Source organism: Streptococcus sp. SM3 (assembly GCF_027497875.1).
Map to the genome: position 1 here is coordinate 1 of NZ_JAJNSA010000092.1, position 10,118 is coordinate 10,118.

The window sequence follows — 10,118 nt, forward strand, 5'->3', positions numbered from 1 at the left end:
GGATTTCGGAATTTTGAAAACTTCAAAAAACGGATTTTTATCGCCCTAAATATCAAAAAAGAAAGGACGAAATTTGTCCTTTCTAGATCTTAGCTTTTCTTCAACCCACTACAGTTGACAAAGAGCCCTTTTTTATATCTCTGTCAATGGTGTTGCGGTATCTGGTGAGGTATCGTAAACCTTAAAGTCTACTCCGACCCCCAGATCAGCTTGTGCTAGCTGATTAACCATAGTCATGTGAGCCAGCTCCTTAATATTGTTCTCCTTAGATAAATGCCCAAGGTAGATCTTCTTAGTGCGATTTCCTAGCGTCCGAATCATAGCTTCAGCACCATCCTCGTTAGAAAGGTGACCCAGATCCGATAGGATTCGTTGTTTGAGTCGCCAAGCATAAGATCCTGCTCGCAAAATCTCTACATCATGGTTGGACTCGATAAGATAGCCGTCCGCATTTTCGACAATCCCTGCCATACGGTCACTAACATAACCTGTATCTGTCAAAAGGACAAAACTCTTGTCATCCTTCATAAAGCGATAGAACTGCGGTGCAACTGCATCATGGCTAACACCAAAACTCTCTATGTCGATATCTCCAAAGGTTTTGGTTTTACCCATTTCAAAAATATGCTTTTGCGAAGAGTCTACCTTGCCGAGATACTTGCTATTTTCCATAGCTTGCCAGGTTTTTTCATTGGCATACAAATCCATACCATACTTGCGAGCCAACACACCGACTCCATGGATATGGTCAGAATGCTCATGCGTAATCAAGATGGCATCCAAGTCTTCTGGCTTGCGATTTATTTCAGCAAGTAGGCTGGTAATTTTCTTACCCGACAAGCCCGCATCCACTAAAAGTTTCTTTTTTGTGGTTTCCAGATAAAAGGAATTTCCACTGGAACCCGACGCTAAAATGCTGTATTTAAAGCCTGTTTCACTCATTCTAGTCTTCTACTTCGTCCTCCCATACCTCTTCCTTCACTGCATCCTTATCATAAGGGAGCACAATGGTGAAGGTTGATCCCTTACCATATTCACTTTTAGCCCAAATAAAACCATTATGTTGTTTGATAATTTCTTTGGCAATAGACAGTCCCAATCCTGTTCCACCTTGGGCACGACTTCTAGCACGATCCACACGGTAGAAACGGTCAAAGATACGTGGCAAATCCTGCTTAGGAATACCCAATCCTTGGTCTGAGATAGACAAAATCATCTGATCATCAGTTGTCTTCATGGTCACTGTGATTTTTCCACCATCTGGAGAATATTTAATGGCATTGTTGAGTATATTATCAATCACCTGTGTCATCTTGTCTGTATCAATTTCAATCCAGACAGAGGTAATCGGATAATCTCTAACCAATTCGTATTTCTTCTCTTCATCTGGTCCCCTCATCTTATCAAAACGGTTAAGAATAAAGGTAATAAAAGCTGTGAAGTTAATCAGTTCCACATCTAGGTGACTGGTTGCATTATCAATACGAGAGAGATGCAAAAGATCTGTCACCATCCGCATCATACGGTTGGTTTCGTCTAGAGACACCTTGATAAAGTCTGGAGCGACAGGTTCTGACAAGGCACCCTCATCCAAGGCTTCAAGATAGGATTTTACACTAGTCAGAGGCGTCCGTAACTCATGACTAACGTTGGAAACAAAGAGTCTCCGTTCGCGCTCCTCCTTCTCCTGCTCCGTCGTATCGTGTAAAACAGCAACCAAACCAGAAATAAAGCCAGACTCACGACGAACCAAGGCAAAACGTACACGAAGGCTCAGATATTCACCATTGTCATCCTGAGAATCAATCATTAGCTCAGGAACTTGGGTAATCAAATCACGAAGTTCATACTCATCTTCAATCTTAAGCAATTCAAGGATACTTTTATTGAGAACCTCTTCCTTCTGAACACCTAGCTGTGTCTTAGCCATGTCATTAATCATAGTAATCTTGCCACGACGATTGGTCGCAAGGACTCCGTCCGTCATGTAAGATAGGATACTGTGCAATCGTTTACTCTCTTGTTCAAGATTTTCTTGAGTCAAGCGAATTACTTCTGATAAATCATTGAGATTATTGGTAATATTAGTGATTTCAGAACTTCCCTGCATATCCAATACCTGAGAATAATCTCCTGCAATCAGGTCCTTTACCTTTTGATTGATTTGCTTCAACCGAATATTATCTCGCCGATTTTCTAGCAAAAGCAAGGTAACAATCAAGATAAAACCCAATAAAATTAAAATGAAGATAAAATCACTAGTAAGAATATTTTTTCTAATAAATTCAATCATTATTTCTCATATAATAACCAACACCGCGACGTGTTAGGATATACTCTGGACGACTTGGTGTATCTTCAATCTTCTCACGCAAACGTCTGATAGTTACGTCAACAGTCCGAACATCTCCGAAATAATCATAACCCCAGACCGTTTCAAGCAAGTGTTCACGGGTAATCACTTGACCAATATGAGAAGCCAAGTGGTACAAGAGTTCAAATTCACGGTGGGTTAAGTCTAATTCTTCACCGTATTTCTTAGCAACATAGGCATCTGGCACAATCTCTAAGTCCCCAATTTGCAAGGGTTGGGTTTTCTTTTCATCTAATTCTTGATTATCTACAGAAACCAAGTCCGTACGACGAAGAAGAGCTTTAACACGCGCCTGCAACTCACGATTTGAGAAGGGTTTTGTCACATAGTCATCTGCTCCAAGCTCTAAACCGATAACCTTATCAAATTCACTGTCTTTAGCAGAAAGCATGATAATAGGCACACTACTTGTCTTGCGAATGGTCTTAGCAACTTCTAAACCATCAATTTCTGGAAGCATCAAATCCAGAATAATAATATCCGGTTGCTCTGCTTCAAATTGTTCTAGTGCTTCACGACCATTAAAAGCAGTTACAACCTCGTAACCTTCCTTGGTCATATTAAACTTGATAATATCCGAGATTGGTTTTTCATCATCTACAATTAATATTTTTTTCATTTGTTCACCTTTTTCTCTACTATTATATCAAAAAAATAACAAGAAGACACAATAGCTAGTCTTTGCTATTGTCTAAGTTGGCTTGTGCATAAGCCTGCCAGATTTTTTGTTGGGGTTTGGCAAGTGGGTAATTCTTAAACTCTTCTGGTGAAAGCCAGCGAACTTCCCTATCTGAAAAGTTATGAAAGTCAGTCACCTGGCCTGCTACAATTTGAACATGCCACTTGCGATGACTAAAGACATGCTTGACAGTGTCAAAATAAACATCAAGCCAATCAACTTCTAACTCATAGTCCTGCTGAAAACTCTCTTCTGGACTAGGACCAAAGTTCACATTTTCTTCTGCAACCTGATGAAAGAGGTCAAACTGCTCTTCTTGCGAAAAGTTATCAACTTCTATCAAGGGAAAATGCCAAAAGCCTCCCAATAGCTTTTCGCTTTCATTTTTTTCAAGTAAAAATTGTCCCTTAGTATTTTTCACAACTAAGGCTTTGAGATAAATGGGAACTGGTTTTTTCTTGGGAACCTTGATTGGATAACGGTCCATTGTACCATTTTGATATGCCGCACTAAAGTCCTTAACTGGGCTTTCTTCTGGTCTGGGATTTACAGGCGCCTCAATATCTGATCCTAAGTCCATCAAGGCTTGATTAAAGTCACCTGGCCTTTCTGGGTCAATCAAGATTTCCATCATTGCCTGAAAAATTTTACGATTACTTGGAATCCCAATATCGTGGTTGACTTCAAATAGACGGGCCAAAACTCGCATGACATTACCATCTACAGCTGGCTCAGGCAAGTTAAAAGCAATACTGGAAATGGCTCCTGCTGTGTAAGGACCAATCCCTTTCAAGCTGGAAATTCCTTCATAAGTGTTTGGAAATTGACCACCAAAGTCAGTCATAATCTGCTGGGCTGCAGCCTGCATATTACGAACTCGAGAATAATAGCCCAAACCTTCCCAAGCCTTCAGTAAACGCTCTTCAGGCGCATTCGCCAAACTTTCTACTGTTGAAAACCAGTCCAAGAATCGTTCGTAATAAGGAATAACCGTATCCACCCTAGTCTGCTGGAGCATAATTTCCGAGACCCAGATATGATAAGGATTTTTACTTCTACGCCAGGGTAAATCTCTTTTGTTTTCATCATACCAAGTGAGAAGTTTCTCACGGAAAGAAACAATCTTCTCCTCTGGCCACATGACAATACCGTATTCTTTCAAATCTAACATATCTCTAGTATAACACAGAAGACTCTTACTGTCCTTTTCCTAGTATTAATACTCTTCGAAAATCAAATTCAAACCACGTCAACGTCGCCTTGCCGTACTCAAGTACAGCCTGCGGCTAGTTTCCTAGTTTGCTCTTTGATTTTCATTGAGTATAAAAAACCTCTTCCCAAGGGAAAGAGGACTAAATCTTATTGATGAACAGCTTGGGCTGCTGTGATAAGGGTCAACTTGTAGACATCATCAGCATTACATCCACGAGAAAGGTCGTTAACTGGCTTGTTCAAACCTTGCAAAACAGGACCAACAGCCGCAAAACCACCAAGACGTTCAGCCATCTTGTAGCCGATATTTCCTGCCTCGATACCTGGGAAGATGAAGACATTTGCTTGACCAGCTACCGTACTTCCAGGAGCTTTCAGAGCTGCAGTTTCTGGAACAAAGGCCGCATCAAATTGCAACTCACCATCGATTTCAAGGTCAGGGCGCAAGTCGTGAGCAATTTTAGTTGCCTCAACAACCTTATCAACGCTTTCTCCAAAACCTGAACCTTTAGTAGAATAGCTTAGCATAGCAATTTTAGGTTCAATTCCGAACATCTTAGCTGTGATTGCTGAGTTAATCGCAATTTCAGCCAAAGCTTCTGCATCTGGATTGATGTTAATGGCACAGTCTCCAAATAGGTAACGTTCCGTACCACGAACCATGAGGAAGGCACCTGAAGTACGAGTTACATTTGGACGAGTTTTGATAATTTGAAGGGCTGGACGAACTGTTGAAGCTGTTGAGTGAATCGCTCCTGACACCATTCCATCAACCAAGCCCAAGTAAACCAACATAACACCAAAATAGTTGACATCTTCAACCAAAACCTTGCGTGCATCTTCTTCAGACATTTTGCCCTTGCGACGTTCTACCAAGGCAGCAACCATTTCTTCAAATTTATCGTAGTGTTGAGGATCGATGACTTCATAACCATCTTCGATACCTTCGATTTCAAGATAAATTTTAATTTTTTCAGGATTTCCAAGCAAAACAGGAATTACTTCTGTTTCTTTTACCAGGCGTTTAGTCGCTTGAAGAATACGAGGTTCTTCTCCTTCAGGGAGAACGATACGAGCATTTTTACCAACCAAGTTGGCTTTGAGACTTTCAAAAACTTCCATGAGTTTTCTCCTTTAAGATAATAATTATACTCTGAAACAATTTTTATAGAGTATTAGTTGATAACTGGGTAATAAGGTTACTGAAATCATCCGGCAAGTGGCTTTCTAACTGCAAGTCTTGCTCTAAAAATGGATGATAAAAAGATAGGTAATGGCAATGCAGGGCCTGACGATGGATGCCGTCGTCCAGACTACCACCGTACAAATCATCTCCCAACAAAGGAAAACCAATATGAGAAAAATGGACTCGGATTTGGTGGGTTCGTCCAGTATGCAGGCGAATATCAACTAAGTGAATATTCCCATAAGAAGCTACAATCTTGTAAGAAGTATGGGCATATTTTCCACCTTTAGCCACCCGTCTGGTGATAATAGAGTCTTCATCACGCGCAATCGGAGCAATAATTTCTCCTTCCGACTCCAAATTCCCATCTCCTTTAACGAGGGCAAAGTAGCGTTTTTCAATGGACTTCTTCTGCAACTGCTTGTCCAATCGTGCATGGGCATAACCGTGCTTTGCAAATAGCATCAAGCCAGAAGTGTCCCTATCAAGTCTGGTCACAATATGAACCTGCTGATTTTCATATTCTTGCTTGACGTAGTAACCCTTGATAAAATTAGCGATAGTATTAGAGTGGTTGACACTAGGAATAGAAGCCACTCCATAGGGTTTGTTTAATACTAGAAAATGGTCATCCTCATAGAGAATGTCTAATGGTCTCTCGATAGCTTCTAGAGTTTCAAAGCCTTCCTCAGCGGGAATATCAATGACAACGCGGTCTCCAATATCCAATAGATAGATTGCATTTTGCGGTTGGTCATTGACCAGAATAGCTCCACCCCGAAACTTAATCTTGGCCAGAAGCCCCTTAGAAACCTCATGCTTTTTTAAGAAGGTCTTGACCTTGACATGCTCATCTGCGATAAATTCAAACCTCATTCGTCCACCTCGCCGATAAATGCATCCTTAACACGATTCCAGAAACTGGTGTGGCTAGGTGAGGCAACAAAGTGAATCTTATGATGGTCGATTTGATACTCAATTCGTTCAATATTACGGAAAGAATAAACGCTATTATCAACCGAAATAGTATGGTAATCGTTTCTCGTCGGGATAAGTTCAATCTTATCCTTCTTAGGAACAATAATAGATGAACCCAAGGTTCGATAGACACGATTATTAAGACTGGCAATTTCCGTTAATTGCAAAGCTTCAATGGTAGGGTGTAAAACAGCTCCGCCAAGTGATTTGTTATAGGCTGTACTACCAGTCGGTGTCGAAACTGTTAGCCCATCTCCACGAAAACGTTCAAAGTGTACACCGTTAATCACAACATCCGCCACCATGGTTCGATCAGACCTGCGGATGCTGGCTTCATTTAGCGCTCTGAAAATCTTCACTTCACCATTTTCAAGAAAAACCTTCACATTCAGAACAGGGTAAGAGACTCTGGCTCCGGTATCTAGCTGCAAATTAGTCACTAGCTTGTCCAACTCAAAATCACGGTAGTCCGTATAGAAACCCAAATGTCCAGTGTGAACACCAATGAAGCGTACCTTGTCAAGCTGGTTTTCGTACTTATGAAAGGCCGACAAGAGCATACCATCCCCACCAATGGAAATAACGATATCTGGATTGGTATCATTGAGTATAAACTGATTTCTCTTCAAACGATCTCGCAATTCATACAAAACCCTTTGACTCTGCGGTTTTCTATTAGCTATCAGGTCAATTCGTTTACCTGTATTCTTCATCTGTATCGTCACTGTTTCCTACACCGTCATTTAATTTTCTACTCAAAGGATCAAAAAGAGCCTGGGCTTCCTGGATATCATCTCGAATTTTACCCATTTCTTCATCCAACTGATGGGCAATTTTGGCAGTAATTTCCAGTCTCTTTTTAATTTCCTCTGGGAAATCCCCTTGGTACTTGTAGTTGAGAGAATGTTCTATCGTTGCCCAGAAATTCATGGCCAAGGTACGAATCTGAATTTCCGCCAAAATGGTCTTGGCTCCATTGATGGTATCAACCGTATATTCTACTACCACATGATAGGAACGATAGCCTGATGCTTTTCGATGAGTAATGTAATCTCGCTCCTGTATGATTCGCATGTCCTGACGTTTGCGCAAAATTTCCACTACTTCTTTGACGTCATCTACAAACTGAACCATCACACGCAAACCGGCAATATCTTGCAAATCGTGCTCTAAGGTCGCATAAGTAATGCCACGCCGAGCCATTTTTTCCTTGATACTTTCAATTGGCTTGACTCGACCAGTCACAAACTCAATCGGAGAATGCTTATTTTGCTTACGATATTGCTTACGAATACCACGTAGTTTAATCTTTAACTCACCAACAGCTTGAATGTAAGGATCTAGAAATTCTTCCCATTCTAAGGTCATATATTCTCCCTTGTTCTCATATTATCCTTCAAAAATATCTTTGATTTTTTCTCCAGATTCATATACAATAAATACAATGCTTATTATACCATAAATCCGCTTTCAACGATAAAGAAAAGGTAAGAAAAATGAAACATTTAGAAATTGAATTGAAAACACTCTTGAAAAAAGATGAATATGATCGTCTAAAAGACCAGTTCACAGACGTCACTCCTGTTCTCCAAAAAAATTACTACATCGACACACCTGATTTTGAACTGCGAGAAAAAAAAGTTGCTATGCGCATTCGAACCTTTGAAGACTGGGCAGAATTGACACTCAAAGTCCCGCAAAGTGTTGGAAACATGGAATACAATCAAAAATTGCAACTAAAAGATGCTGAAAACTATCTGATCAAGAAAAAACTTCCTCAAGGGCTAGTACTGGATGAATTGGCTAAACATGGTATCCAAACTAATAAGTGGCAGGTGCTTGGTTGTCTCACAACGCTTCGCTATGAAATGAAGACAGCTATTGGTCTCATGGCGCTAGATGAAAGTCAGTACTTTGATACTACAGATTACGAATTAGAGCTTGAAGTTGAGAATCACGAGCAAGGGAAACAAGATTTCCAGCAATTTTTAGAGGAAAATCAGATTGATTATCAAAAAGCTCCTTCAAAATTGGTTCGATTTGTCAAAAGCATGAAAAATAGCTGAAATAATCTCTATTTTTTGGTAAAATAGAAAAGATAAAATACAAAAATCCCAGTTCATATAGGCAAGACAGATATAACTAGGATTTATAAAGTTTACAGAGGACGGTCTATAATGTCAGATAGAAAAAATATGAAACTTTTCGCACTCAACTCTAACCAAGAAATTGCACAGAAAATTGCTCAAGCTGTTGGTGTCCCACTTGGAAAACTATCATCACGTCAATTTTCAGACGGAGAAATTCAAGTAAATATCGAAGAAAGTGTCCGTGGTTATGATGTTTACATCATCCAATCAACAAGTTTCCCAGTTAACAACCACCTAATGGAGTTATTGATCATGGTCGACGCTTGTGTACGTGCAAGTGCCCACAGCATCAACGTTGTCCTTCCATATTTTGGCTATGCACGTCAAGACCGCATCGCTTCACCTCGTGAGCCACTTACAGCAAAACTAGTTGCCAATATGCTAGTTAAGGCTGGTGTCGATCGTATCCTTACGCTTGATTTGCATGCCGTTCAGGTTCAAGGCTTCTTTGACATTCCTGTTGATAACCTTTTCACAGTTCCCCTATTTGCAAAACATTATTGCGATAAGGGCTTACTTGGTTCAGATGTTGTTGTTGTTAGCCCTAAGAATTCAGGTGTGAAACGCGCTCGTAGCTTGGCTGAATATCTTGATGCTCCTATCGCCATTATCGACTACCCACAAGACGATGCAACTCGCAACGAAGGTTATATCATCGGTGATGTTGAAGGTAAGAAAGCTATTTTAATTGACGATATCCTTAATACAGGACGTACCTTCTCTGAAGCTGCCAAAATCGTTGAACGTGAAGGAGCTACAGAAATTTATGCTGTTTCTAGCCACGGTCTCTTCGTCGAAGGAGCTGCTGAACTTCTTGACAAAACTAATATTAAAGAAATTCTTGTGACTGATTCAGTAGCAACAAAAGAAAAAACTCCTAAAAACGTATGCTACATCACTGCTAGTGAGTTAATTGGTGATGCCATCGTCCGTATTCACGAAAGAAAACCAGTCAGCCCACTCTTTGCCTACAATAAAAAGAAATAAGGTGATTCTTTGATTTATTTGGACAATGCTGCAACGACTCCTATGTCAGCAGTTGCTATTTCAGCGATGACCAAGGTTATGCAAGAAACCTATGGAAATCCTTCTAGTATTCATGGGCATGGTCGTCAAGCTGGCAAACTCTTGCGAGAAGCCCGTCAGGAACTAGCTCAGTTACTGGGGACAAAACCTCAACATATCTTTTTCACTTCTGGTGGGACTGAAGGAAACAATACTGCCATCATTGGCTACTGCCTTCGTCACAAAGAGCAAGGAAAACATATCATCACAACTGCCATTGAGCACCATGCCGTCCTTGAAACCATTGATTACTTGGTTCAGCACTTTGGGTTTGAAGCAACCATTATCCAGCCAGAAAATCAAGAAATCACTGCCAAACAAATTCAAAAGGCTTTACGTGACGATACGATTTTGGTTTCTACCATGTTTGCCAATAATGAGACAGGAACCCTACTGCCCATTTCTGAAATTGGCCAAATACTCAAGCAACACCCTGCTGCCTATCATGTCGATGCAGTTCAGACTATTGGTAAA

Annotated in this window: 11 protein-coding genes; 3 read left to right on the top strand and 8 right to left on the bottom strand. The window is 40.5% G+C overall.

The window, feature by feature from the left end; translation table 11 throughout:
* Nucleotides 1–132 precede the first annotated feature (132 nt).
* From PAN06_RS11155 to PAN06_RS11190, 8 genes are all read right to left on the bottom strand, one after another.
* Complete coding sequence (locus tag PAN06_RS11155) at nucleotides 133–942, bottom strand: MBL fold metallo-hydrolase (RefSeq protein ID WP_061864638.1); 810 nt, start codon at nucleotides 940–942, stop codon at nucleotides 133–135.
* A gap of 1 nt (nucleotide 943) precedes the next feature.
* Nucleotides 944–2,293, bottom strand: a complete 1,350-nt coding sequence (vicK, locus tag PAN06_RS11160; RefSeq protein ID WP_269796335.1) for a cell wall metabolism sensor histidine kinase VicK — start codon at nucleotides 2,291–2,293, stop codon at nucleotides 944–946.
* On the bottom strand, nucleotides 2,286–2,993 hold the full coding sequence (yycF, locus tag PAN06_RS11165) for a response regulator YycF (protein ID WP_004260192.1): 708 nt from the start codon (nucleotides 2,991–2,993) through the stop codon (nucleotides 2,286–2,288). The genes vicK and yycF overlap by 8 nt, the downstream gene beginning before the upstream one ends.
* Nucleotides 2,994–3,048: 55 nt before the next feature.
* Entirely contained in the window at nucleotides 3,049–4,224 is a 1,176-nt protein-coding gene (gene mutY / locus PAN06_RS11170) for an A/G-specific adenine glycosylase (protein WP_269796336.1), read from the bottom strand.
* Nucleotides 4,225–4,412: 188 nt separating this feature from the next.
* Nucleotides 4,413–5,387: a phosphate acetyltransferase gene (gene pta / locus PAN06_RS11175; protein ID WP_000451571.1), complete on the bottom strand. Its 975-nt coding sequence runs from the start codon at nucleotides 5,385–5,387 to the stop codon at nucleotides 4,413–4,415.
* A gap of 43 nt (nucleotides 5,388–5,430) precedes the next feature.
* The gene (locus PAN06_RS11180) at nucleotides 5,431–6,327 is read right to left on the bottom strand and encodes an RluA family pseudouridine synthase (protein ID WP_269796337.1); all 897 of its coding nucleotides are present in this window, start codon (nucleotides 6,325–6,327) and stop codon (nucleotides 5,431–5,433) included.
* Nucleotides 6,324–7,142 carry an NAD kinase gene (locus tag PAN06_RS11185; RefSeq protein ID WP_000799056.1) on the bottom strand — a complete coding sequence of 273 codons (819 nt, stop codon included), beginning with the start codon at nucleotides 7,140–7,142 and terminating at the stop codon, nucleotides 6,324–6,326. Before PAN06_RS11185 ends, PAN06_RS11180 begins: the two co-directional genes overlap by 4 nt.
* Complete coding sequence (locus PAN06_RS11190) at nucleotides 7,126–7,797, bottom strand: GTP pyrophosphokinase family protein (protein WP_000171682.1); 672 nt, start codon at nucleotides 7,795–7,797, stop codon at nucleotides 7,126–7,128. Before PAN06_RS11190 ends, PAN06_RS11185 begins: the two co-directional genes overlap by 17 nt.
* Before the next feature lie 128 nt (nucleotides 7,798–7,925).
* Between PAN06_RS11190 and PAN06_RS11195 the strand changes: the two genes are divergently transcribed.
* The 3 genes from PAN06_RS11195 to PAN06_RS11205 all read left to right on the top strand — a co-directional run.
* On the top strand, nucleotides 7,926–8,495 hold the full coding sequence (locus PAN06_RS11195) for a CYTH domain-containing protein (RefSeq protein ID WP_269796338.1): 570 nt from the start codon (nucleotides 7,926–7,928) through the stop codon (nucleotides 8,493–8,495).
* Between the two features lie 111 nt (nucleotides 8,496–8,606).
* The gene (locus PAN06_RS11200) at nucleotides 8,607–9,566 is read left to right on the top strand and encodes a ribose-phosphate diphosphokinase (RefSeq protein ID WP_004260180.1); all 960 of its coding nucleotides are present in this window, start codon (nucleotides 8,607–8,609) and stop codon (nucleotides 9,564–9,566) included.
* A 9-nt stretch (nucleotides 9,567–9,575) separates the two neighbouring features.
* On the top strand, nucleotides 9,576–10,118 hold a 543-nt coding region (locus PAN06_RS11205; RefSeq protein ID WP_269796339.1), incomplete at its 3' end, for an aminotransferase class V-fold PLP-dependent enzyme.

Excerpts from the sequence above, each read along its gene's own strand:
- PAN06_RS11195 (WP_269796338.1), top strand. The coding sequence starts at position 7,926 with ATGAAACATTTAGAAATTGAATTGAAAACACTCTTGAAAAAAGATGAA.
- PAN06_RS11185 (WP_000799056.1), bottom strand. The coding sequence starts at position 7,142 with ATGAAGAATACAGGTAAACGAATTGACCTGATAGCTAATAGAAAACCG.
- PAN06_RS11180 (WP_269796337.1), bottom strand. The coding sequence starts at position 6,327 with ATGAGGTTTGAATTTATCGCAGATGAGCATGTCAAGGTCAAGACCTTC.
- vicK (WP_269796335.1), bottom strand. The coding sequence starts at position 2,293 with ATGATTGAATTTATTAGAAAAAATATTCTTACTAGTGATTTTATCTTC.
- PAN06_RS11155 (WP_061864638.1), bottom strand. The coding sequence starts at position 942 with ATGAGTGAAACAGGCTTTAAATACAGCATTTTAGCGTCGGGTTCCAGT.
- yycF (WP_004260192.1), bottom strand. The coding sequence starts at position 2,993 with ATGAAAAAAATATTAATTGTAGATGATGAAAAACCAATCTCGGATATT.
- PAN06_RS11190 (WP_000171682.1), bottom strand. The coding sequence starts at position 7,797 with ATGACCTTAGAATGGGAAGAATTTCTAGATCCTTACATTCAAGCTGTT.
- pta (WP_000451571.1), bottom strand. The coding sequence starts at position 5,387 with ATGGAAGTTTTTGAAAGTCTCAAAGCCAACTTGGTTGGTAAAAATGCT.
- mutY (WP_269796336.1), bottom strand. The coding sequence starts at position 4,224 with ATGTTAGATTTGAAAGAATACGGTATTGTCATGTGGCCAGAGGAGAAG.
- PAN06_RS11200 (WP_004260180.1), top strand. The coding sequence starts at position 8,607 with ATGTCAGATAGAAAAAATATGAAACTTTTCGCACTCAACTCTAACCAA.